The organism is Photobacterium sp. 1_MG-2023, from assembly GCF_030547945.1.
Classification (GTDB): Bacteria; Pseudomonadota; Gammaproteobacteria; order Enterobacterales; family Vibrionaceae; genus Photobacterium.
Genome location: NZ_JAUORR010000004.1, coordinates 1 through 22,555, shown reverse-complemented (window position 1 = coordinate 22,555; position 22,555 = coordinate 1). Strand labels below are relative to the sequence as shown.

21 protein-coding genes are annotated in these 22,555 nt (G+C 52.0%); 10 read left to right on the top strand and 11 right to left on the bottom strand.

Annotation, left to right across the window (positions count from 1 at the left end):
- Window positions 1-225: 225 nt before the first annotated feature.
- The 4 genes from Q4579_RS05160 to Q4579_RS05145 all read left to right on the top strand — a co-directional run bounded on the left by Q4579_RS05160 (window position 226) and on the right by Q4579_RS05145 (window position 4,278).
- Window positions 226-1,326, top strand: a complete 1,101-nt coding sequence (locus Q4579_RS05160) for a sensor domain-containing diguanylate cyclase (RefSeq protein WP_303562229.1) — start codon at window positions 226-228, stop codon at window positions 1,324-1,326.
- Between the two features lie 43 nt (window positions 1,327-1,369).
- Window positions 1,370-2,356: an alpha/beta hydrolase gene (locus tag Q4579_RS05155; RefSeq protein WP_303562227.1), complete on the top strand. Its 987-nt coding sequence runs from the start codon at window positions 1,370-1,372 to the stop codon at window positions 2,354-2,356.
- Window positions 2,341-2,781 carry a DUF2214 family protein gene (locus tag Q4579_RS05150; protein WP_303562225.1) on the top strand — a complete coding sequence of 147 codons (441 nt, stop codon included), beginning with the start codon at window positions 2,341-2,343 and terminating at the stop codon, window positions 2,779-2,781. Before Q4579_RS05155 ends, Q4579_RS05150 begins: the two co-directional genes overlap by 16 nt.
- Before the next feature lie 129 nt (window positions 2,782-2,910).
- On the top strand, window positions 2,911-4,278 hold the full coding sequence (locus tag Q4579_RS05145) for a glutamine synthetase family protein (protein WP_303562224.1): 1,368 nt from the start codon (window positions 2,911-2,913) through the stop codon (window positions 4,276-4,278).
- 75 nt (window positions 4,279-4,353) lie between these two features.
- Here the strand turns inward: Q4579_RS05145 and Q4579_RS05140 are convergent, their stop codons facing one another.
- The gene (locus Q4579_RS05140; RefSeq protein ID WP_303562222.1) at window positions 4,354-5,556 is read right to left on the bottom strand and encodes an MFS transporter; all 1,203 of its coding nucleotides are present in this window, start codon (window positions 5,554-5,556) and stop codon (window positions 4,354-4,356) included.
- A 140-nt stretch (window positions 5,557-5,696) separates the two neighbouring features.
- On the opposite strand from Q4579_RS05140, the gene Q4579_RS05135 reads away from it, so the two are divergent.
- Entirely contained in the window at window positions 5,697-6,293 is a 597-nt protein-coding gene (locus Q4579_RS05135; protein ID WP_303562221.1) for a TetR/AcrR family transcriptional regulator, read from the top strand.
- Window positions 6,294-6,389: 96 nt separating this feature from the next.
- Here the strand turns inward: Q4579_RS05135 and Q4579_RS05130 are convergent, their stop codons facing one another.
- The 6 genes from Q4579_RS05130 to Q4579_RS05105 all read right to left on the bottom strand — a co-directional run bounded on the left by Q4579_RS05130 (window position 6,390) and on the right by Q4579_RS05105 (window position 12,148).
- Window positions 6,390-7,094: an anti-sigma factor gene (locus Q4579_RS05130; protein ID WP_303562219.1), complete on the bottom strand. Its 705-nt coding sequence runs from the start codon at window positions 7,092-7,094 to the stop codon at window positions 6,390-6,392.
- Window positions 7,091-7,624 carry a sigma-70 family RNA polymerase sigma factor gene (locus Q4579_RS05125; RefSeq protein WP_303562217.1) on the bottom strand — a complete coding sequence of 178 codons (534 nt, stop codon included), beginning with the start codon at window positions 7,622-7,624 and terminating at the stop codon, window positions 7,091-7,093. Before Q4579_RS05125 ends, Q4579_RS05130 begins: the two co-directional genes overlap by 4 nt.
- 112 nt (window positions 7,625-7,736) lie before the next feature.
- Window positions 7,737-8,819 carry a HupE/UreJ family protein gene (locus tag Q4579_RS05120; RefSeq protein ID WP_303562215.1) on the bottom strand — a complete coding sequence of 361 codons (1,083 nt, stop codon included), beginning with the start codon at window positions 8,817-8,819 and terminating at the stop codon, window positions 7,737-7,739.
- Between the two features lie 75 nt (window positions 8,820-8,894).
- The gene (locus Q4579_RS05115) at window positions 8,895-9,962 is read right to left on the bottom strand and encodes a tetratricopeptide repeat protein (RefSeq protein WP_303562214.1); all 1,068 of its coding nucleotides are present in this window, start codon (window positions 9,960-9,962) and stop codon (window positions 8,895-8,897) included.
- Window positions 9,963-10,040: 78 nt separating this feature from the next.
- Window positions 10,041-10,538: a cadherin-like domain-containing protein gene (locus Q4579_RS05110; RefSeq protein WP_303562212.1), complete on the bottom strand. Its 498-nt coding sequence runs from the start codon at window positions 10,536-10,538 to the stop codon at window positions 10,041-10,043.
- Between the two features lie 11 nt (window positions 10,539-10,549).
- Complete coding sequence (locus Q4579_RS05105; protein ID WP_303562211.1) at window positions 10,550-12,148, bottom strand: DUF4331 domain-containing protein; 1,599 nt, start codon at window positions 12,146-12,148, stop codon at window positions 10,550-10,552.
- Between the two features lie 193 nt (window positions 12,149-12,341).
- Here Q4579_RS05105 and Q4579_RS05100 point away from each other — a divergent pair, with 193 nt between their 5' ends.
- A complete protein-coding gene (locus Q4579_RS05100) occupies window positions 12,342-12,953 on the top strand; it encodes a TetR/AcrR family transcriptional regulator (RefSeq protein WP_303562210.1) in 612 nt (203 codons plus the stop codon).
- A gap of 266 nt (window positions 12,954-13,219) precedes the next feature.
- Here the strand turns inward: Q4579_RS05100 and Q4579_RS05095 are convergent, their stop codons facing one another.
- The 4 genes from Q4579_RS05095 to uraH all read right to left on the bottom strand — a co-directional run bounded on the left by Q4579_RS05095 (window position 13,220) and on the right by uraH (window position 18,221).
- On the bottom strand, window positions 13,220-14,590 hold the full coding sequence (locus Q4579_RS05095) for an 8-oxoguanine deaminase (protein ID WP_303562209.1): 1,371 nt from the start codon (window positions 14,588-14,590) through the stop codon (window positions 13,220-13,222).
- Window positions 14,591-14,697: 107 nt separating this feature from the next.
- On the bottom strand, window positions 14,698-16,092 hold the full coding sequence (locus Q4579_RS05090) for a nucleobase:cation symporter-2 family protein (protein ID WP_303562208.1): 1,395 nt from the start codon (window positions 16,090-16,092) through the stop codon (window positions 14,698-14,700).
- A gap of 151 nt (window positions 16,093-16,243) precedes the next feature.
- Entirely contained in the window at window positions 16,244-17,590 is a 1,347-nt protein-coding gene (locus Q4579_RS05085; protein WP_303562206.1) for an NCS2 family permease, read from the bottom strand.
- Between the two features lie 277 nt (window positions 17,591-17,867).
- A complete protein-coding gene (gene uraH, locus Q4579_RS05080) occupies window positions 17,868-18,221 on the bottom strand; it encodes a hydroxyisourate hydrolase (RefSeq protein ID WP_211647893.1) in 354 nt (117 codons plus the stop codon).
- A gap of 393 nt (window positions 18,222-18,614) precedes the next feature.
- Between uraH and puuE the strand changes: the two genes are divergently transcribed.
- The 4 genes from puuE to Q4579_RS05060 are packed head-to-tail and all read left to right on the top strand — an operon-like array spanning window position 18,615 to window position 21,926.
- The gene (gene puuE / locus Q4579_RS05075) at window positions 18,615-19,538 is read left to right on the top strand and encodes an allantoinase PuuE (protein WP_303562204.1); all 924 of its coding nucleotides are present in this window, start codon (window positions 18,615-18,617) and stop codon (window positions 19,536-19,538) included.
- Window positions 19,539-19,540: 2 nt separating this feature from the next.
- On the top strand, window positions 19,541-20,056 hold the full coding sequence (uraD, locus tag Q4579_RS05070) for a 2-oxo-4-hydroxy-4-carboxy-5-ureidoimidazoline decarboxylase (protein WP_303562203.1): 516 nt from the start codon (window positions 19,541-19,543) through the stop codon (window positions 20,054-20,056).
- 20 nt (window positions 20,057-20,076) lie between these two features.
- Window positions 20,077-20,622: an ureidoglycolate lyase gene (locus tag Q4579_RS05065; protein WP_303562202.1), complete on the top strand. Its 546-nt coding sequence runs from the start codon at window positions 20,077-20,079 to the stop codon at window positions 20,620-20,622.
- 47 nt (window positions 20,623-20,669) lie between these two features.
- Window positions 20,670-21,926 (top strand): urate hydroxylase PuuD, encoded by a 1,257-nt coding sequence (locus tag Q4579_RS05060; protein ID WP_303562201.1) that lies wholly within the window; start codon window positions 20,670-20,672, stop codon window positions 21,924-21,926.
- Window positions 21,927-22,555 lie beyond the last annotated feature (629 nt).

Sequence of the window (22,555 nt, the reverse complement as noted above, 5' to 3'; positions counted from 1 at the left end):
TGAGTTTACTTCAAGCTCGGATGAGGAATGCTGCCGTGAATATTTGGATCCGCTCAATCGTCTGCTTACTCAGATCTCAAGATTGGCTCAATTCTGTTTGTGCAAGGTGTTCCTTCGACTATCTTTAGTGTGACTTATGCTGGCTATTGCATTTATTCCATGTGTTTTTCGGACTTGCCAGTGCTACGTCCAAATTGCAGCAGCAGATTAAACAAAGGATTGTGTATGCAGACTGAGTATTCTGAAAGTGAAAATGTCATTCGTCGTTTGCATGAAATTACCCAAGCCTATGACAAAGGGTTTGATGTTCAGATGGAAGCGCTCATTCGCTTAGGTATGGAACGTTTTAAGCTGGAGATCGGGATTCTGGCCAGAGTTGAAGGGGACACTTATATCGTCGATAAATGTGTCTGTCCTGAACATATGCCGCTGAAACCCGGCGATGAATTTGAGTTTGGTATGACTTACTGTGCTGTGACTTGCGAAGCGGATGGTGTGGTGGCTGTGGAACATGTGGGTCAGAGTGATGTGCTGGGGGCGCATCCAGCCTATCGCCAGTTTGGGCTGGAATCCTACATTGCAGTTCCGATCCATATCGGCGGAATGACCTGGGGAACCTTGAATTTCTCCAGCCCTGCGCCTTATCCCCGGAAATTCAAACCCAAAGATGTAGATGCACTTCAGTTGATGGCGAGCTGGATCGAAGTTGAAATGGTTCGGCGCCGGCAGGAAGAACAACTGCGTTCTCTGAATGCAAAGCTGAAAGAAATGGCTTCTGTGGATCCATTGACGAATCTGATGAACCGGCGTGCTTTTATGGAATTACTTGAGCGTTCGCTGAATCAGATGCAGCGCTGTAAAAGCGGGGGGGAAGCCGCAGTGCTGCTGCTGGACATTGATCATTTTAAGACACTGAATGATACCTACGGGCATCTGCTGGGCGATAAAATGCTGGTTGAATTCGCCAATGTCATGCAGCGAAATCTGAGAAGCTACGACGCAGTCGCCCGTTATGGCGGTGATGAATTCATCATCTGGCTTGGCGATACCAGCCGGGAAGGCATTGAGGCTGTCTGTGATCGTTTGATGTCGGGTTTGGATCAGTCGAAAGCCATTGATGAGAATGTGACGGTCAGTATTGGCATTTTTCATTTCAGAACCCGTGTGGCCGAGCAGGACTGGATGGCTGAATTCGTGCATCCGGAACAGATTATTGATGTCATGATTGCGAAAGCCGATCAGGCACTCTATCAAGCCAAAGCGGCAGGCCGTGGGCAATATCAATTTAACAGTGAAGGCGCTGTTTACCTGGATACACTCAGCTAAACTTTTCTGGCATGCAGATTGATGACGGAGTATCTGAGTACACATGTCCCATCTGAATAGTGGTTTCAAATTATGGCTGTCGGCTTATCACGAGGCATTGGCACATTTTGCTGCCTCGGGTCAGATTGCCACGGCCGACATGATTCGCGAGGGTCTGGCGACACTGACGGCAACTTACGTCACCCACGCGCCAGACGTCGCGCGGGTGATCGATACTTTTGTTCCGGCTGCATCTCACCTCATTCCGGTCCGGATGTATCACCCAGCGCCACACACGGCACTGCCAGTGTTGCTTTTTCTTCATGGTGGCGGGCATCTGGCGGGCAGTGTCGCTGTTTATGATTCGATTTGTCGTAAGCTGGCGGATGCGACCCGACAGATTGTGGTGGCTGTGGATTATCGTCTGGCGCCGGAATCACCCTATCCGGCAGGACTGGAAGATGCGCGGCAGGTGCTGCGCCAGCTTGTTCCGCTGTGTGAACAACATCAGCTTCAATATCAGCCGGTGCTGTCGCTGGTGGGGGATTCTGCGGGCGGTGCGATGGCCGCGACACTCAGTGCTGACTGCCAGTCTGACCCTGACATTCAACTGGTCAATCAGGTGCTGATCTATCCCAGCCTGGATTACACCATGAGTCTGCCGTCTGTGGTGGAAAATGGTACCGGGCTGTTTTTGCAGCAGGAAAAAATACGCTGGTACTTCGATCAGTACTTTCAGAACGGAGAAGACCGTCGGGCGGCATCACCGTTGTTTATGCCTGTGTCAAAACACTTCCCCAGAACCTTAGTGATTACGGCGCAGTACTGTCCGCTCCGTGATGAAGGGGCTGCTTATGTTCAGTGGCTATCTAATGCTGGTGTGCCTGTCCAGCAATATCATCTGGATGACATGATTCATGCTTATCTGAATCTGGAAAACCTGGTGCCCGCACGATGTGAGGCAACGTACCGGATGATTGCCGATTTTCTTGCGACGCCCCGAATGCGGGACCCGTTCATCAATCAGGACAAACGATGCTCGAACTCTTGATTCGTTATGCCCATTTTCTTGGAATTTTTATGCTTGTTGCGGTACTGGTGGCAGAGCACTTGCTTCTCAAACGGCGTTTGACGGCTGAAGAAATGCACCGCCTTGCACGATTGGATGCGGTGTATGGCATTTCTGCCGTGATCGTTTTGCTGGCCGGGTTGTCGCTCTGGTTTCTGGTGGGCAAACCGCCAGAGTTTTACAGCGCCAATCCGGTTTTTCACGCCAAACTGACCCTGTTTGCGATTGTGGCAGCGCTGTCTGTGTTCCCGACAGTATTTTTTCTGAAACATCGCAAAACAACCCGAGAGACGGTTCCGGTTCCCCCCATTATCGTGATGCTGATCCGTCTGGAGCTTTTGCTGCTCGCTGTCATTCCGCTGCTGGCGGTTTTCATGGCGCGGGGGATCGGATTGGGCTCGTCTTAGGGAGACCCTGTTTATCTTGCGGATTTCGCTGACGTCAGGCGCTGACTGAGCCAAAACCGTACTCATCTCAGTCTCTTGCAAAATCATAGCTAAGCTTAAGAAAGGCGGTGCCGGATAAGTGAGGTTGAGATGGATGCACGAGCGGTGAAAACCGTCGCAGATGCGATGGCGATTGTGGATGAACGGAAACTGACGCATATCAAAGTCGGGCTGTTTGATAACGATGGCATCATGCGCGGCAAATATATGTCGAAAGCCAAATTCTTTGCGTCTCTGGAAAAAGGCTTTTCGTTCTGCGATGTTGTGCTGGGCTGGGATGCCAAAGATCAGCTGTATGACAACACCACATATACGGGGTGGCACACAGCCTATCCGGACGCACCGGTCCGCATTTTACCGCACACTTGCCGGGAGGTTGTCGATGAACCGGGCATGCTGCTTTTTATCGCAGAATTTGCCGGTCAGGCCGAATCTGTCTGCTCGCGGGGCATATTGAGAAAAGTACTCGAAAAAGCCGATTCGCTTGGATTTGTGGTCCATGCGGCATTGGAGTATGAATTCTTCCTGTTTCAGGAAACCCCGCAAACCGCACGGGAGAAAGGGTTTCGAAATCTGCAGCCGTTCACACCCGACTGGTTTGGGTACTCCATGATCCGAAACTCAGTTGCCAATGAGCTGTATCACGACATTCTGTCAATGGCGGAAACCATGGATTTTCCCATCGAAGGCATTCACACCGAAACCGGCCCCGGCGTGATTGAAGCAGCGATTGCTGTGGATGAGGCAGAATCGGCTGCCGATAAAGCAGCATTGTTTAAAACCTTCATGAAAGTGCTGGCACAACGGCGGGGATTACTGGCGACATTCATGGCGAAATGGTCCATGGATTATCCTGGCCAGAGCGGGCATATGCATGTGTCACTGCATCACAAAAGTGGTCAGTCAGCCTTTTATGATGCCAATGCTGAACAGGGAATGAGCCTGATACAACGCCAGTTTCTGGCCGGGCAGCAACGCCTGATGCCGGAGTTTCTGTGTTTGCTGGCGCCCACCATCAACAGTTATACGCGTATGGTTCCGGGTTTCTGGGCACCAACGCATGCGACCTGGGGGGTTGAAAACCGCACGACCGCACTGCGTGTCATTCCTGGATCGGAAAAAACACAGCGCATTGAATACCGGCTGGGTGCGGCGGATGCGCATCCTTATCTGGCACTGGCGGCGGCCATTGCATCGGGTCTGTACGGTGTGATGAATCAATGGGAGCCGATGGCAGCCGTTGAAGGGAATGCATATGATCAGCCGCAACCTGAGGCACTGGCGTTACCGGCGACACTCTGGGAAGCGGCGCAACGCTTGAAAGCATCGGATGCTGCAAAGACGATGTTTGGCGAGCCCTTTGTTGCCCATTATGCGGCCACTCGAGAGTGGGAAGAGCGCGAGTTCCGCAAACATGTCACAGACTGGGAATTGAGCCGGTATTTCGAGATTATCTGAGTGGTTGTCCGAACTGGGCCATTTGAGCAGACAGGCGCTTTATCAGCGCGCCTGTCTGTTGTTCAGCAAGTTGCCTTAGGCTGAGGCTGGCACCTGGCTCGGCTTGCGTTGTAAGAGCCGGAAGCACAGCAAAGCGATCAGGAAGACGGCACCACCAGCAGCGATGGTGATAGCAAATCCAGCCTGAATCCCAAACGTGTCAATGACCCAGCCAACAATGGCTGCCCCGGCAGCAATCCCAATCCCTAACCCAGTGATCATCCAGGTAAAGCCTTCCGTTAACTGACGAGCCGGGACGATGGTTTCAACCAACCCCATGGTGATGATCATTGTGGGCGCAAAGAAGACGCCTGCGACAAAGACAGACATCGCCAGTGTTGTCGTTCCCGTCACCAGCAACAGCGGTAACGTGGTCAGGGCCGTCGCGAATGAGGCAATGAGTAATTGTTTTTCCAGCGGCATCTTGAGTTTGAGTGTCCCGAAGAATAACCCGGATAAACACGAGCCAGCAGCATAGGCCGACAGGACATAACTGGCGGCGACCGGATTATCTTGCTGCTCGGCAAAGGCCACACTGATGACATCAATGGTACCCACAATGGTGCCCAGGGCCAGTAATGCCAGCATCAGCATTTTCATCGAAAGCGCCTGAAGTGCCGATCCACTGTGGGTGGTGGTTTCCACTTCAATCGGGGGCTCCGTATGGGTTTGTCTGGCGAATAAGGTGACACCAACACCCAGCAGAATGGCTGCGGCGAATGGCCCGGCTTCAGGTGCGACGGCAACACACAGGCCGACGGCCAGTGGCGGTCCGATAATAAAACACAGCTCATCCATCACAGATTCGAAGGAATAGGCGGTGTGGAGTTTCTCATTGCCTTTATAGATCGCAGTCCAGCGAGCCCGGATCATGGCTGGCATGCTGGGCATCAATCCGGCCAGCGCAGCGAACAGGAAATAGGTCCAGACGGGGGCTTCATTGCGAATACACAACAGCAGGAGCAGGAGTGCGATGACACTGACGCCTGCCGCGTAAGGCAAGACACGGTGCTGGCCCAAGCGATCCACTGCACGGGAGATCTGCGGTGCCACAAGCGCCATGGTGAAGGTAAAAGTCGCTGCGACCGCACCAGCCAGCCAGTATGACCCGGAAAGTTGAGACAGCATGGTAATGATGCCGATGCCTGTCATGGACGTTGGCATCCGTGCGATGAGTCCGGACAGCGAAAAGGCCAGCGTGCCAGGCGCGCTGAATAATTCCTTGTAAGGGTTCGCCATGGTTTTCTCCATTGAGTGAAATCAAATATTGTCGGGCCTGATATGCAACGTTTGCATACGCGGCGTATGTGAATTTAATTGACATACGCCATGTATGTCAATTATAAAATGCAACAGAATGAATAAAAGAAGAGGCAGGCATGGCACGCCAAACACGTAATGAAATGATGGCGGAGACCCGGCTCAAATTGATTCGCATGGCCCGAAAGCAATTCGGTACGGTCGGGTTTGCAGGTGCCGTGATGGATGAACTGACCGGTGAAGCCGGATTAACCCGCGGGGCACTGTATCATCATTTCGGCAGCAAGAAAGGTTTGTTTCTGGCGGTTTATCAGCAGGTGGATCAGGAAATGGATCAGCGGCTTCAGCAAGCTGAGCGCGATGCGCCGGATGTGTGGTCTGCACTGACAGGCAGATGCCAGGCGTTTCTGAGTATGGCCACAGAAGCGGATATTCAGCGGATCATACTGCGCGATGCAGCTTCAGTACTGGATAGCGAAGTTGTGCAAGCGGTGCAGCTCAACTGTATTGCGGCATTGTCGAAACTGCTGAAAGCACTGATGGATGAAAAAGTGATCGCGCAGGCTTCCCCCATCGTGCTGGCACGCATGATGAACGGGGCGCTCACCGATGCTGCACTCTGGATTGCTCGCAGTAAAACACCAGCGCAAGCACATGCGGAAGCATCTGAAACACTCCGCGTCTTTTTGAACGGATTACGGGCAGACAACGCCTGAATCTTGCATCTGCCCCTGAATGCGGGGGCAGAAAAGCAGATGCCTGATTCTGGCTGAAGATCACGTTGTGACGTTGTCACCAGTGGTGTGCTGGCATCAGAACTGCACTAAATCAGCCGTGTAAAGTACCTTGGTTGGCAGCCCTGTCGGCGAGCCACCGAGCGGCTCTTCACTGACCGCCAGCATTTTGATGTCAAGCTGGTCAAACCGGGCATCTTTTGCCAGCGTCATGTCGCCTTGTTTGGGTAACAAACCCAGTGAGATCGGATTGGGTTCATGATTGGCGACCACCCATAGCTCATAATCCCGGTTGGCTGCTCCCTGAAATGCTGAACCTGCTCGGACGGAGATCGCATCGGAATGGACTTCTACCAGCCAGTAGGAAGCCGTGTCTGTCCCTTTGATGACCGCGAGATGCTCTGTTGGCGAGGCGGCAGGGAATTGGACGGCTTGTTCCCGCCACAGGAAAACTGCCAGCACAAGGGAGGCCGCCGTCGCGACAGAAGCCAGCGCAGGCCACAGCCATGAAAGGCCCCGGCGGTTATGTTCGGGCTGGGAAGCTGGGGGGTCATCAAAGCCTAAGCGGTTGCAAATCTTTGTCCAGACCGCTTCATCGGGTTGAATCGCAGGAATCTGATGCTGGATATCGTTGAGGTGATTTTCCCATTGCCAGGTGGCCTCGCGAATCCGGCCGGAGCCCATCATCAGCGACTGAAACCGTTTTCTGGCGGGGCCACGCAGGGTACCCAGCACATACTCGGCGGCAAGCATATCGATTAATGTCTGGTTGTCATATCTCATCGTGTCAGACACCTTTGCAACTGTTGAAGGCCCCGGCGAATCCAGCTTTTGATGGTCCCAAGCGGTTTGTCCAGATAATGAACGGCTTCCTGATGGCTGTACCCGTTAAAATAAGCCAGATGGATCGCTTGTTGCTGTTCCTGGGGTAATTCGCCGATACACCGATTGAGCTGATGGACCGAGCCGGTATCAGCGAGTGTCTCCAGATCGATGGCATTCCCCTCTGCCTCATTGAGCATGGGTTCTTCTTTGCGAACTTTCTGGTAACGCAATATATCAAGTGCGCGATACCGGGCAATGCTGATCATCCAGGTCAGCACTGTTCCTTTGTGGCGCTGGTATTCAGCTGCGTTGTGCCAGATTTTCACGTAAGCGTCCTGAATGGCCTCTTCCGCGAGTGCGCGGTTGCCAAGCATGTTGATACAGATAGCCAGCAGTTTGCCGCTGGTCTGCTGATACAATGCGGCAAACGCTTTTCTGTCGCCCAGAGCGGTTGCGCTGATCAACTTCAGATGAACATCCTTCTCCATGGTCTTTCCTGCTTGCTGGCTGATAACAGCCTGAATTTTCATGCTGTTTCTAAAGCTAGCAGTTGAACCGGGTTACGCCAAAAGTATTCAGTCTGTTTGGCATCTTTTGTTGTTACAGCCGCTCCAGCGACCATCGAATCGCCATTATTGCGATGAAGGCCGAACTCACTGGCATGATCCAGCGCTGGTAACTCCAGGTATGCCGCAGCCAGATCAGTCCGGGCAGGGCGATCAGTAAAATCGCAAGCTGTCCGACTTCAACACCCAGGTTGAATGAAACGATGGCCAGAATGGTATGGCGGGCAGGTAAGCCCAAATCGCCCAGCACGGAAGCAAAACCCATCCCATGTAACAGGCCAAAACCAAAGGTAATCCAGCCGAGCCGCGAGACCAGCGGGAAGATATTATTCATTGCAGCAAACAGCACTGAGATGGCGATCATCAATTCGACCCATCGGTTCCCCGGCAATAAATCCAGAGCAGTTGCAGTCAGTGTGATGGAATGGGCCAGCGTAAATGCCGTGATGATCCATGTGGTGTTGATGAAAATTGATTTTGGGCTCTGGATGCCTTTCCAGCGCCCCTGATCACGGTACAGCACGCAGGTGAGCAGCAGGGCAAGCAGAAACAGGATGTGATCGGTGCCAATCAGAATGTGGACGATGCCCTGGAAAAGATATTCTTTCGCCGTTTCCAGACTGGAAGCACTGCCTGTAGAAAGCAGGAGTGTCGGCTGCCTAACGTCCAGAATCCGGTTAAGTGTTGCATCGGACAGCATGATGTTGGCGATGAGTTTATGGCTTTGACTGAGTTCAAAAAAAGTTCCCTGATACTGAAGGCTGACCTGACCTGAATGCGGGCAGCTGACCCGGACTGGCAGCCATAAATAGGGCAGGTTAGCGTGAGAATCCAGTTGAAATCCACCCGTTTGAGTCGGTGAACAAGACCCGTTCTCCTGACTGAACTTGAGTTGCGCAAGTAAGGCGCTTGAAATTGTTTCTTCATGGTTTGAAATTTCGCGCCAGCTTAATTGTTGATCGGCGTTCTGATCCAGCGAAACCCCGTCCGCTGCCAGCAGTCTGGCCATATCGGTGAGTTGGACCTGCCAGTTGCCGGTGAAGTTTTTTCCGTCTTGCTGAAGGGTCAGATAAGACGTACTTAACTGATGTGCCTGTGCGAAACTGCTGATTAGCAAGATTGAGCACAGCATCAGTATCAAATTTTTGATGTGGGATATCATGGCTTGTCCTTTTCGGGTGATGACACTGACCTATGACTGAACGGCCATCGCTTGCTCAGCCAGACTCAAAAGTTGCTGATCGGTCTGTAGCCGATTGGTTTGCCAGTTCACTTTTGCCCAGTACAGGGCTTTGCCTGGTACAGGGCTGATTTCCAGGTAATAGTACGCAAGGAAGGCTGCGTGGGAGATATCTTGCCGTTGCTCCCGTAATTGAACTCGTGCTTCAACTTGCTGGTGCCAGGTGCTTCGGGCGTGTTTGCGTTTTTCGGCCCGTGCCAGTTCAAGCAATAGTGCGTCATCCGGTAAGGCCGAAGACTGAACCAAATTGCCTAGTGTGCTGAGGACCCTATCTGGCTCGCCAGCGGCCAGCTTGGCTTTGGCCCAAATTGTCAGATAGCTGATGGTCCGGTCAGGGCTGACAGGCAGCGCCAAATGTTGTATGGCTGCCTGAGGGAGATTCAGATCCAGTGCCATGGCCGCCAGCATCTCCATGACCCAAGCGGCAGAGGTTTCATCTGCCACCGCGAATCGCTCGGAGAGCGAAGCCAACTGAGTATAGACAGCTGTTTGTTGGTCCGGGTGTTTTAGCTGATGAAAACTGGCATTCAGGCTACAGGCAGAGGTGATGAGCATGGGAGCCTGATCAATGAGCATCAGGCATTGTTGTTTAGCAGCATCGAACTTGCCCTGAATGGTCATCACACTGGCCAGTAAGAGTCGTGCGGAGCTGTCATCGGGTGATTGTTTCAGTGCTTTTTGTAAGGTTTTTTCGGCATCGGCAAACTGGTGCTGATGCTGTTGAACTCTTGCGAGCAGGGACAGTGCCTTGGCAGAAGCTGCGCCCGTCAGGTAAGGTTGGAGTTGTTGCAAGGCCGTCTGAACGGTTTCTGGCGAAGCGTCAATGAATTTTGCTTGCATCATCAACGCTTCAATACGATCCAGTGTAGCGGGTGTTGCCGATGGTGCCTGCATGTCTTGCGGGTTCAGTGCAATAATCGGCGCTTGTGGATCTTCAGGAATGCCGGGCTTCGCTGAAGCACTGGCGTGAGCGAAAGCCAGTCCTGTCATGATCAGGTAAACAGCTGCGTTCAGTTTCATCTGAAATCTCCAAAAAAGAGGCCTTCCCTGGCCGATCGAACACGAAGCGGTCTGAAATGCAGACCGAACACGCACACTTTATTCCGTCAGCAAATCATCATAAAAGTCAGGCTGACTGATATCGTTGCTGACCTGACGCCCCCGCAGGCTTTTGGGCTCGCTGTTTTCTGAAGCGGCAAAAACCTCACGACTGAATGACGAGAAACTCAGTTGCAGTACTTCGATTGTGATGGAGACCACGGCGCTGACAGGCGGACTTTTGCCGTCTGAAACGCTGAAGGTGAACTGATCATTCCCGGTAAACCCAGTGATGGGGGTGTAAGTAAACTGGCCGTCAGGCTGGATCTGAACCGAGCCCTGCACGGGGGCGCTGACCAGTGAGAAGGTCAGTACATCTCCGTCAGGATCTTCAGCTTTCAGGTTGCCGGATAACGGTGTTTCGGTCTGAGTGACCCCTGAAAAAGGGGTCGCATTCGGCGCGGAATTCTCTGTACCTGCGCCATCATCGGAACTGCCGTTACATCCTGTCAATGCTGTGGCAATACACAGTAGGATGAGAGAGATCAAATACTTCATGGCTTTACTCCTCATTCTGCACCTGTGTCAACACCAGAGCCGGGCAGGGGTGGTGCCAGATAAGGGAAGCTGTCGTCCATCAGTGTGGCATTCACGGGTGCACCATCAGTGAAGGGAACATTGCCGACACTGGCATCTGAGGGTTCGCACAGGCCCAGTTCGGTTTCTTCACCATTCACCGGAATGGGGTAACACAGGCGGCCCATCACAACTCGCAGGGCAATATCAACCACGTCATCCCCGGGGCGGCGGCCATTTGGGAAGCCCGCCAGATCATCACCGGCCACGCCGAATGGAGATTGTTCCGCCACGGGTTTGGCTGGGATGCCTGTATTCAGGCGAAGCATTTCAGATGGCGTGACCGTTTTGAGCTGATTCACGCCCGGAAAACCGGTCAGAAAAGCGGTGACCAGATCATTTCGGGGGAAGTTGGTTGGTGCCAGCGTCGTTAAGCTTGTCCCCAGAGTGGCATTGACAGCATCTTTGAACAGTATATTCAGCAGTTCAGGTAAGCTGGGGTGGGTCACATAGGTCGCAAACTGACCGTCATTCCGAGGCTGTGAAGCGGAGAAAGTATCTTTATCTTTCAGACCGATGACCAGTTCATTCACCAGCGGGTTTCCTAAGCGGGAAACTTGCGTAAGTGCCCCCCCGTTAATTTCTGGCCGGCTGAATGTAGCGTTCGGATTCAGTATCCGGGCCTGCGGCAGGCTTGCCGTGGTCCATGCCCCAATAGTGCCATTCCCACTGCCTGTAATGCAGGACTTGGGCACTTCGATGGCCAGTTCGGTGACATTTTTGAATCTTAAATCATCATTCGACTGAGACTGTGTGATACCACCTGGAAAACCGCCACCGTCGTTAGCGCCGGGAGCACTGTCCCCTTCAACTGGCACATAATTCACTAAATCAAAGGTTTTACCCAGATTGACAACAAAGGGATCTTTGCGCTGACCGGCAAACACTTTCCCCGCACCGGAACAACCTGGTATGCCAAATTCATACACGAACAGATTGGCATAATTGACGTATTCGCCTTCACTGCCAAAGGTTTTCGTGCCGATGAAATCCAAGGGCTTATGGAAGGTGTTTTGTCCGGTCGACAAGTTATTGAGTTTGCTTGCGTTGCCAAAACGCTGCTGACCTTTCACCAGACTCAGTGTGTAGGATTCACTGAAATTCGCAGCACTCTGATCGGCAGCGCTGATGCCCCCGACGACTTTTAGCGGTACAGCAACTGACTGTGTTTGACCGCTGTCGCCGATGTTGAGCATGACCCCCTGATTATTGTTGGGCAAAGCGTTGGTAAAACGGAACTGGAACGTCAGATCTTCAACGGCATCGCCATCGTTATCGATGTGAATACTGTAGACCGCAGCGGGATCCATCGCGAAATAGTTTGGACCACCGTAGGCATCTTGCAGAGGGATGTAGTTAGCAATCAGGGTGACATACGCTTCACGGCCAGATTCATAACTGTTAAATGCATAGAAGTCTGTAGAGTCCAGTGTGGGCAAACGGGTAATGTTTGGTGCTTCCCGGTGGCTGGATGCAGAAACAATACTTGAAATACTCAAGGCAAGGACACTGACAACGAGCTTGTGATACATGATGAACCCTTATCTGTTGTTGTTCGTCCCTTTAGAAACGTGCGGGCAGAGGATTCGGATGCGAAAAATGTGCATTTTTTCCGGAAAATTAAAATGACGCTGGATATCAGGTAAATAGGGGCGACAGACTTTGATTCGCGGGTCAGTTCGTCTAGTATGAGGCGTTCCATCGGTTGGAGGATGAAGTCAGGTTATGTCGCGTATTCGAGAAAAAAATCAGGAAGTGATCATTAAATATGCCGGGCGTTTGTTTGCCGAGCAGGGATTTGCCGCAACCAAAGTGGCGGATATTGCAAAACTGGCGGACGTACCCAAGCCGAATGTGTATTACTACTTCAAAACCAAAGAAAACCTGTATCGTGCGGTACTGGAAAGCGTGACGGAGCCATTGCTGGAAGCCTCAAAACCAATTGAGGATCTGGACGATCCGGCACAAGCCCTCACGTCGTACATTCATACCAAACTTCGGATATCCCGCGATCATCCGTTTGCCTCAAAAGTGTTTGCCAATGAAGTCATGTCTGGCGCGCCTTACCTGCCGGAAGATATCCGCGAAGAACTGCTGGCACAGTCCCGGATGATCATCAGCAAGCTGGAACGCTGGATTGAAAAAGGTGTGATGGCGCGGGTTTCACCGCAACATCTGATGTTTACCATCTGGGCATCCACACAGACTTATGCTGATTTCAGCTGGCAGATTTGCAATGTGCTCGAGAAAGAAGCGCTGGATGATCAGGATTTTGCCAATGCGGCTGAGTTTCTGACCCAGCTCGTGATTCAGGGCTGCAAGATTCAAACGGCTTAATACCAATCGCAGTAAATAACTGGTCATCCTAGCTTGCTAAAATATTCGATAACTTCGTTAGATTTTTTGATTGTAGAATAACTACTTATCTAAAAAATCCGCCTTGTTCTCAAACATTTTTCCGGCGCTATTTCTGATCATTGACTTACTTTGATTGGTATAAGGCCGCGAAAAAAGCGCTTTCGCCCCTGAGGAATGAAGACGAAAGCGCTTGGATTGTTCTGAACAGAGCGTGATTTGTTTTACATGGCTGCTGCGAAGCGCACTCAGCGGCGTTGCTGGAACCGTGCGACCAGTCGTTTCGCTGCGGCCTGATGCCGGCTCAGTAAAGCAGGTAAATCGACACCGATGACGTGGCCATCATGCACCCGCCACTGGCCCGCAACCATGACCCGATCCGCCTGATGGGCACCACACAGCACCAGCGCTGCCAGCGGGTCGTGTGCGCCGGAGAAGCGGATGTCGTCCAGTCGGAACATCGCAATATCTGCCTGTTTACCCACCGCCAGCGTACCGAAATCTTCACGTCCCATGGCGCGTGCCGAACCGGATGTGGCCCAGCGCAACGCATCAAAATGGGTGACTTCAGCCGAACCGTAGCGCAGTCGCTGGATGTACAGTCCCATCCGGACTTCATTCACCAGATTCGAGCCATCGTTCGAGGCGGAACCATCGACCCCCAGACCGACTTTGACGCCTGCGGCTTCAAGTTCTTTATTCCGGCAAATACCGGAAGCCAGCATCATGTTGGATGACGGGCAGTGACAAATCCCGACTTCAGCCTGACCTAAACGGCGGATCTCTTCGTCATTGAAGTGAATTCCATGGGCCAGCCAGGTACGGTGATTCAGCCAGCCGGTTTCTTCCAGGTAGTCGACCGGGCGAAGGCCGAAACGCTCCAGACAGAAGTTTTCTTCATCGATGGTTTCACACAGGTGGGTGTGCACCATGACGTTTTCCCGTTCAGCAAGTCGTGCCGTTTCTTTCATCAGATCTGTGGTGACCGAGAAAGGAGAACAGGGGGCCAGAGCAATCTGGGTCATCGCCCCGTCGCCTCGCTGGTGGTACTGACGAATCAGACGCATGCTGTCATCCAGAATTGTCTCTTCTTTCTGGATTGTATGACGCGGCGGCAGGCCGCCTTCATCTTCGCCCAGACTCATCGAGCCACGGGTAAAGATAGCGCGGATCCCCAGTTTCTGAGCGGTTTCGACCTGAAGATCGATGGCGTGCTCCAGACCGGTCGGAATCAGATAGTGGTGATCCGACGCCGTAGTACAGCCGGACATCATCAGCTCGACTAAAGCCAGTTCTGTGGCCACCTGCATCATTTCTTCGTCCAGGCCAGCCCAGACTGGATACAGCGTTTTGAGCCAATGGAAAAGTTCTTTATTCAGTGCATTCGGATAGGCCCGGGTGAGGGTTTGATAGAAGTGATGGTGCGCATTAACCAGCCCCGGAGTGATGACATGCTCGCTGGCATCGATCACCTGATCCGGGGTTCGGCTGGGTTGTGCACCAAGCGGAACCAGCTCAATCACTTGAGTTCCCTGAATGACCACGCCGCCGCGGGCATCCTGTGCCGTAGTTGAGCCTGTGTAAATGGCTAAAGGGTTTTTCAGCCAAATGGTTTCCATTTCTTTCGTCCTTAGCCTTCTCTGCCGTTTCCGAGGAGAAGGTCTGATGGGGGGTGACCCGGTCGAAACCGGATCAGGGGTTAATAAAAGTATTGATGACCCTCTGTTCAGGATTGTTTTACGGTTTCAATCGTTTGCTTTTTTTCTGCTGACTCAGACGTTTGCACCGTTGAAGCAGTTGCTTCGTCCTCGTTAGCCGTTTCCTCAGTTTGATCGCTGACGGCAGATTCAGGCAGAATCTGATTCAGTAAGACGGTAATGATGGTGCCTGTGGTGATCCCGGAGTGAAACAGGCTTTGTAAGTCATGCGGCAGATGCTGAATCAGGCGCGGTTCAATGGTCACAGCCAGACCCGAGGCCAGACCGACACAAATCACCAGCGCATTGCGCTTGGTATCTGCGGCTTTAATCAGCATGCGAATCCCGGCATAGGCAATCATGCCGAACATGATGAAGCCCACACCGCCCAGAACCGGTTTGGGAATGGTAACGGCAATGGCCGCCAGTTTCGGGAACAGGCCCCCCAGAATCAGCAGACCGCCCGTGGCTGCAACCACATAACGACTGGCAACGCCTGTAATCCCGACAATGCCGACGTTCTGACTGAATGACGCCAGCGGCATCGCTGTCAGAAATGACGCCAGCGTGCTGCCCAGCCCATCACCCAGTAAGCCGCGCTTCAGATCATTGCCAGACAGTTTGACTTTACAGTTATTCGCCAGCGCCATGAAATCACCGGTTGCTTCCGCGATAACCACGATATAGACCAGACTCATGCTCACAATCGCAGACAGACTGAAGCTCATGCCATATTCCATGATAGCCGGGCTGCCAACCCAGGCGGCGCGTGAAATCTGATCCAGATCGACCATGCCCATCGACAGTGCCACCAGATAACCACCAGCCAGACCAATCACGATGGCAGAAGCAGCAACGGCACCCCGGCAGTAAATCGAGACAACAATCACAATCGCCAGCGAAATAAACGCCAGGAAGAGTTTCGGCATGGTGGCAAACTGTGCGCTGGAGTTCGGTGCATCGCCGACCCAGTTCATCGCTACAGGCAGAATCGTCAGGCCGATGAGTGTGACGACAACGCCGCTGACCACATTTGGAAACAGCTGCTTTATCTTATCCATGAAGAAGCTGGCAGCGACCACGACAAAAGAACCGACCAGCGCGGCGCCCATGATGGCTCCGACCCCGCCGTCGTTGCCGATATTGATGGCTACGCCCAGAAAACCAAAGCTTGAGCCCATGACCACAGGAAGGCGAATCCCCACCGGACCAATACCCAGACATTGCGCGATAGTGACAATGCCAGAGGCGAGGAGGGCGGCATTGATCAGGGTGACGACTTCGTCGGTTGGTAATCCGATTGAGGTGCCGACAATCAGTGGCACCGCAACGATACCGCCAATGGAGGCAAGCATGTGCTGAATGGCCAGAAGCAGGGTAATACTGTGGGGCGGTCTCTGGTTGAGCGTATAGAGAAGTTTCATCGTTATTTCTCCACAATTCATCCGATGAATTGGCTGCGTAGGGTTAATGTTGTGTAAACGTCTTTTTGGTTTTAAAGGGTGCAGGGACCCGCTTCTGTGTCGTTGACAGAAGAGGTGTGCACCAAAATCTTTACTATTTATTGTTTTAGAATCAGAGGTATACCAGCTTGGCGACAAAGATTGCCGTCAGGATATACATACTGATGGAGACTTCTTTGGTCCGGCCGGTTGCGACTTTCAGAACCGTGTAGGTGATAAAGCCCAGTGCGATACCGTTTGCGATTGAGAACGTCAGAGGCATCATCAGTGCGGTGATCGCTGCGGGAGCGGCATCGGTGAAATCGTTCCATTTCACGTGCTGCATACTGCCCATCATCACGAATGCGACGTAGATCAGTGCACCTGCGGTTGCGTAGGACGGGATCATCCCTGCCAGTGGCGAAAAGAAGATCGCAGCGACAAACAGCAGGCCAATCACGATCGCAGACAGACCGGTTCGGCCACCTGCCGCCACACCCGCGGCGCTTTCGACATAGCTGGTGACCGGAGGACAGCCGACACAGGCACCAGCGACGCTGGCGATACTGTCGGCTTTCAGGGCTTTGCTCAGGCCTTCAATCCGACCGGTTTCTTTATTGCGCAGATGCGCACGTTCTGCCACACCCATCAGGGTGCCTGCGGTATCAAACATATTGACGAACAGGAAAGCCAGAATCACGCTGATCATTGAAATATTCAGAGCGCCGGTGATGTCCATGGCAAACAGGGTGGGTGCCAGACTTGGTGGCATGGAAACAACCCCATTGTACTGAACCAGGCCCAGCAGGAAGCCGACCAAGGTCACACTGAACATGCCGATCAGCACGGCACCGAAGATTTTTCGCTCGCTCAGGACCGCGATAATCAGGAAACAGATGGCGGCCAGCAGTGCCTGCGGCTGAGTGAAATCACCCAGGCTGACCAGTGTCGCCGGACTGTCGACGACGATCCCCGCTGTTTTCAGGCCGATCAGGCCCAGGAACAGGCCGACACCGGCCGTCATTGAAAATCGGAGACTTTCAGGAATACTTTCGATAATCCATTCGCGGACTTTGTAGAAGCTCATTGCGACAAACAGAATACCGGAAATAAAGACAGCGCCGAGTGCGACCTGCCAGCTGTACCCCATCTCCCCAACGACGGTGAAGGCGAAAAAGGCATTCAGGCCCATGCCCGGTGCCAGACCGACGGGCCAGTTGGCGAACAGGCCCATCAGGAGTGTCCCAATCGCTGCACCAATACAGGTGGCGACAAAGACTGCTTCAGCATCCATGCCTGAGGCCGACATGATTTGTGGGTTCACGAAAATGATATAAGCCATGGTGGCAAAGGTTGTTATCCCACCGACGATCTCGTTTCTCACATTGGATCCGTGAGTTTTGAGTTGAAACAGGCGCTCTATCAGTGAAGCCGGGCCGGCTTCAGAACGGCTGAGCGTTTCTGTTTTGGTATTGTTCATGACGACGCTTCCTTTTTGTGCCTGAAATTGCTGTGTGCTGGTAATTATTGGTCTATCCAACTGCACATATGATTCAGGGCTTCCCTCTATCTTCCAGGCCGTCACTTACTGAAATCCCTCTGGCACTATGACTGCCTGAGACAACACGGTTTCTGAAGTGATTACGAATTAGCCTGAACTTTTGTATACAACTTCAAACTCTCTTGTCTGGTTTCCGATGCTGCATCTGACCTCAGCACCGGAAACCTTGTTTTTACTACTTTCGTTCTGTTTTGGATCAGCTGCCCCGGTATGTGGAGAAGCTGTACGGAGAAACCAGCAGCGGCACATGGTAGTGGCTTCCGGTATCTGCGATACCAAACCGAATCACCACATCATCCAGGAAAGGCACGGACGCCAGCTCGACACCTTGCTGACGAAAATATTCGGCTGTGTCAAAAATCAGCTGATATTTACCAGATGTCAGGGCATTGCCTTCCAGAATTGGCTGATCGGTTCGGCCGTCAGCGTTGGTATGAACGGTTTTCACCAAAACAAAATCTGTGCCTTCCTGGCGGTACAGAGAAACTTTGATTTCTGCTCCAGGTAAGCCTGAGGCTGTATCAAGCACGTGAGTAGTCAGTTTTCCCATGGATAACCTCGCGCGTTGCGCTCCTTAGTTGTACGAATATGGATGACGTTTTGCATACTTATTGTATGCCGTCGATGTGTGATTCGTTATCAGTTCGTCACATTGTATTTAACTATGTACACAACTTTGTCGATTAGTAAAGGCCCGTGTAACTGAAATGTTAACTCGGAAGTTAGGTGTTCTAAGCCCTTGTCGCGTATAGTATGTCATTAAGATATTGATCTTAAAGAAACCTATCTATAGATAACAAGCATTTAACTTTTTTTGATTGTTCACAAAAAATGTTAGGTACATTTTATTTACAAAAATTCTGGATATTGTATACAATCGCTGTTATAAATTGATTATCAGATGGTCAGGAAGAAGACCAATTAGGATCTAAAGGAGTCATGTGTGAGTAATGAGTATCCACGCAATCTGATCGGCTACGGTGCTGTGCCTCCGCACCCACGGTGGCCAAATGACGCCCGCGTCGCAGTCTCTTTTGTTCTCAACTATGAAGAAGGTGGAGAACGCTGCATTCTACACGGCGATAGCGAGTCAGAAGCATTTTTGTCTGAGATTCCAGCCGCACAGCCTTTTCCGGGTCAGCGTCATATCAGCATGGAATCTATTTATGAATATGGCAGCCGTGCAGGCGTGTGGCGTATTCTGCGCCTGTTTAAAGAATATGATGTGCCGCTGACGATTTTTGGTGTGGCGATGGCACTGGAACGTCATCCGGATGTGGCGAAAGCCTTTGTGGATGCTGGCCATGAAATCTGCAGTCACGGGTATCGCTGGATTGATTATCAGAACATGGATGAGTCCGCAGAGCGGGATCACATGATGAAAGCGATTGAGATCATCCGTCATCTGACCGGTGAGCGTCCTTATGGCTGGTATACCGGCCGTACCGGGCCGAATACACGTCGTCTGGTCGCAGAGGAAGGCGGTTTCCTATATGACTCCGATGCCTATGATGACGACCTGCCATACTGGCATGAAGAGGGGCCAAAACCACAGCTGGTGATCCCTTACACGCTGGACGTGAACGACATGCGTTTCGCAACAGTTCAGGGCTTCAACGCCGGCGATCAGTTCTTCAACTATCTCAAAGACACCTTTGACACCCTGTATGAAGAAGGCGCGACCGCACCCAAAATGATGTCTGTGGGTTTGCACTGTCGTCTGATTGGCCGTCCGGGCCGGATCGCTGCACTGCGACGTTTTCTGGATTATGTGCAACAGCACGACAACGTCTGGCTGTGCCGAAGAATTGATATTGCCAAGCACTGGCACGAGCATCACCCGCACCCAAGTATGAAGGAGTATTAATGATGGCACGTTTTTCGTCTTGCCAGCCGAGCCAAATGAGCCGGGAAGCTTTTGTTTCGCATTTTGCGGATGTGTACGAGCACAGCCCATGGGTGGCGGAAAAAGTGTATGACAATGGCATCAACGAAGCTGATGATGAGATCAGCACACTGCATGCCCGCATGGCCGATGTCTTGCTGTCTGCCAGCAAAACAGAGCAACTGGCCCTGATCAATGCACACCCGGATTTAGCCGGCCGTGCAGCCATAAATGGTGAACTGACGGAAGCTTCGACCTCTGAGCAGGCCGGTGCAGGGATTGATCAGTGTTCCGCAGAAGAATTTGAAAAATTCAATCGTTATAACGACAGCTACAAAGCAAAGTTTCAGTTTCCCTTCATCATGGCTGTGAAAGGGGCCAATCGTTATCAAATCCTTGAGTCGTTTGAGGAGCGATTAGGTCATGAAATTGACGCTGAGTTCAAGCAGGCGCTGAAAGAGATCAATAAGATCGCTTTGTTCCGTCTGCAGACAATGTAACCCGAACAGGAATAGAAAGGATGAGTACTCCCGTGAGACAACTGACGATTGAACCGCTGACACGCGAAGCCTTTGCCCCTTTTGGTGATGTGATTGATAAAGAAGTCAGTGACTACTTTATGATCAATAACGGGTCGACCCGACGTTACCATGCGATGGCGAATGTGGATGTCGCAGAAGAAGGTGGCGCTGCAATCATCAGTATCTTCGAGGCCCAGCCACTCAGTTATCCGTTGCGGATAGCGATGATGGAGCGTCATCCACTGGGTTCTCAGGCTTTCATTCCTTTACTGGGCAATCCGTACCTGATCCTGGTGGCCCCGGCAGGGGAAACACCAGACCCCGCTCAGCTTAAGGCGTTTTACAGTAATGGACGTCAGGGCGTGAATTATGGAAAAGGGGTTTGGCACCACCCGGTGCTGGCACTGCACGAGAACGACCAGTTTTTAGTCGTCGATCGTTCAGGACCCGGCAATAACTGCGATGAAGTGTACTTTTCTGACGATGTCCGTATCGAATTATCACTGAGCAGTTTAGAGCAGGAAGCATCAACCGTCGTACTTTGATAAGCCAGAGAGCAATCAAAGAACGCATAACATAACAGGAGTTCGTTATGGATCCACATATGACGGAATGGCTGAATCTGGTAATCCGCTGGATTCACATGATTGTAGGTATCGCATGGATTGGTGCCTCATTCTACTTTGTCTGGTTGGAAAACAACCTGAACCGTGTCAACCCGAAAACCGGCCTGTCTGGTGATTTATGGGCCATTCACGGCGGTGGTATCTACCACCTCGAAAAATATAAGCTGGCCCCGCCAAGCATGCCGGAAAACCTGCACTGGTTTAAGTGGGAAGCTTACTTTACCTGGATTACCGGTATTCTGCTGCTGGGCGTCGTGTACTACATGAATGCCGATATCTATCTGGTTGCGCCGGGTTCCGGTCTGGGAGCAACGGCATCGGTTGCACTGGGTATCGGTGCGCTGGCTGCCGGTTGGATTATCTACAGCCTGCTGTGTGACTCCGCGCTCGGTAAAAAACCGATGTTGCTGGGGATCATTCTGTTCTTCGCACTGGTTGGCGCGGCGTATGGTCTGAGCCAGGTTTTCAGTGGCCGGGGTGCTTACATCCACGTGGGTGCAATCATCGGGACCATCATGGTCGGGAACGTGTTCTTCGTGATTATGCCGGCTCAGCGTGGTCTGGTGAAAGCGATTGAAGAAAACCGCGAACCGGATCCGGTCCTGCCTGCGAAAGGTCTGCTGCGCTCACGTCACAACAATTACCTGACGCTGCCGGTGCTGTTCATCATGATCAGTAACCACTTTCCAAGCACGTACGGGTCGGAGTACAACTGGCTGATTCTTGCTGGTCTGGCCGTGTTCAGTATTTTGGTTCGCCATTACTTTAACACCCGTCATGGCAGCCAGAAGTATGCCTGGACCATGCCGCTGGCCGCGCTGGGTATGATTGCGCTGGCATTTGTGACCTCCCCATACGCAAGCAAAATGGGTGAAACTGCGACGCCTTCAGTGAAGGCTGAGTCAACGGCATCACAGGCAGAGCAGGGCACAACGGCTTCAGCGCAGCCAGCAGCAGCGCAGGGCGTCAGTTTTGCTCAGGTCAATGATGTGATTCAGGCGCGTTGTACGGTTTGTCATTCGGCTCAGCCGACGCACGCCGCCTTTACCACAGCGCCTGCCGGTGTGATTCTGGATACACCGGAAGAAATTAAAGTGAATGCGCCACGCATTGTGGCTCAGTCGGTACAAACGAAAGTGATGCCACTGGGTAACCTGACTCAGATGACGGATGATGAGCGTCAGCTCATCGGCACCTGGGTGAAGCAGGGCGCGCAACTCTAGTGTTCCCCTCGGGGGCGAAAGCCCCTGTTATACCAATCAAAGTCAGTCAGTGATCAGAAATAGCGTAGGAAAAATGTTTGAGAACAAGGCGGATTTTTTAGATAAGTAGTTACTCTACAATCAAAAAATCTAACGCAGTTATCGAGCATTTGAACAAGCTAGGATGACCGATGATTGACTGCGATTGGTATGATAGTCCGTTTGCCTGAACTTCCTGTGACTGCAGTCAGGCGGCATACAACGAACCGATTCACACAGATGGCAATCTGAATGGGTTCAGGGTAGGTAGCCAGGCAGCAGTCCGGGAGTGACGGCGACTCATCTCCTTTACATATCAATCCATAATATGTGACCAGCCCCATACGTGTTGTATCGGGGCTTTTTTTGTTGTTCCGAACGGCCCTTGCTGGATAAAAGGGGATGTGTTGTGACCTGTGATTCAATGAAATCACCACGCATTGAATTTACTCAATAATTGTCATTTTCTATTGTGGTGAGATTTTAAAACTGAAGGGAAAATCTTGAATCTCAAACAACTCTTCGTCACATCGGAAACACTCAAATTCGTCAAATAGAACCCCGAGTTAAAATTACACGAAAATCATGATTGAACAGATAGAATTACAACA

Bases quoted from the DNA above. Each gene is read 5' to 3' on its own strand.
- Q4579_RS05125 (WP_303562217.1), bottom strand. From the start codon at position 7,624: ATGGAGAAGGATGTTCATCTGAAGTTGATCAGCGCAACCGCTCTGGGC.
- Q4579_RS05085 (WP_303562206.1), bottom strand. From the start codon at position 17,590: ATGAACAATACCAAAACAGAAACGCTCAGCCGTTCTGAAGCCGGCCCG.
- Q4579_RS05095 (WP_303562209.1), bottom strand. From the start codon at position 14,590: ATGGAAACCATTTGGCTGAAAAACCCTTTAGCCATTTACACAGGCTCA.
- Q4579_RS05090 (WP_303562208.1), bottom strand. From the start codon at position 16,092: ATGAAACTTCTCTATACGCTCAACCAGAGACCGCCCCACAGTATTACC.
- Q4579_RS05130 (WP_303562219.1), bottom strand. From the start codon at position 7,094: ATGAGATATGACAACCAGACATTAATCGATATGCTTGCCGCCGAGTAT.
- Q4579_RS05160 (WP_303562229.1), top strand. From the start codon at position 226: ATGCAGACTGAGTATTCTGAAAGTGAAAATGTCATTCGTCGTTTGCAT.
- Q4579_RS05065 (WP_303562202.1), top strand. From the start codon at position 20,077: ATGAGTACTCCCGTGAGACAACTGACGATTGAACCGCTGACACGCGAA.
- Q4579_RS05150 (WP_303562225.1), top strand. From the start codon at position 2,341: ATGCTCGAACTCTTGATTCGTTATGCCCATTTTCTTGGAATTTTTATG.
- Q4579_RS05110 (WP_303562212.1), bottom strand. From the start codon at position 10,538: ATGAAGTATTTGATCTCTCTCATCCTACTGTGTATTGCCACAGCATTG.
- Q4579_RS05145 (WP_303562224.1), top strand. From the start codon at position 2,911: ATGGATGCACGAGCGGTGAAAACCGTCGCAGATGCGATGGCGATTGTG.
- Q4579_RS05115 (WP_303562214.1), bottom strand. From the start codon at position 9,962: ATGAAACTGAACGCAGCTGTTTACCTGATCATGACAGGACTGGCTTTC.
- Q4579_RS05140 (WP_303562222.1), bottom strand. From the start codon at position 5,556: ATGGCGAACCCTTACAAGGAATTATTCAGCGCGCCTGGCACGCTGGCC.
- Q4579_RS05105 (WP_303562211.1), bottom strand. From the start codon at position 12,148: ATGTATCACAAGCTCGTTGTCAGTGTCCTTGCCTTGAGTATTTCAAGT.
- Q4579_RS05100 (WP_303562210.1), top strand. From the start codon at position 12,342: ATGTCGCGTATTCGAGAAAAAAATCAGGAAGTGATCATTAAATATGCC.
- Q4579_RS05060 (WP_303562201.1), top strand. From the start codon at position 20,670: ATGGATCCACATATGACGGAATGGCTGAATCTGGTAATCCGCTGGATT.
- uraD (WP_303562203.1), top strand. From the start codon at position 19,541: ATGGCACGTTTTTCGTCTTGCCAGCCGAGCCAAATGAGCCGGGAAGCT.
- Q4579_RS05155 (WP_303562227.1), top strand. From the start codon at position 1,370: ATGTCCCATCTGAATAGTGGTTTCAAATTATGGCTGTCGGCTTATCAC.
- Q4579_RS05135 (WP_303562221.1), top strand. From the start codon at position 5,697: ATGGCACGCCAAACACGTAATGAAATGATGGCGGAGACCCGGCTCAAA.
- uraH (WP_211647893.1), bottom strand. From the start codon at position 18,221: ATGGGAAAACTGACTACTCACGTGCTTGATACAGCCTCAGGCTTACCT.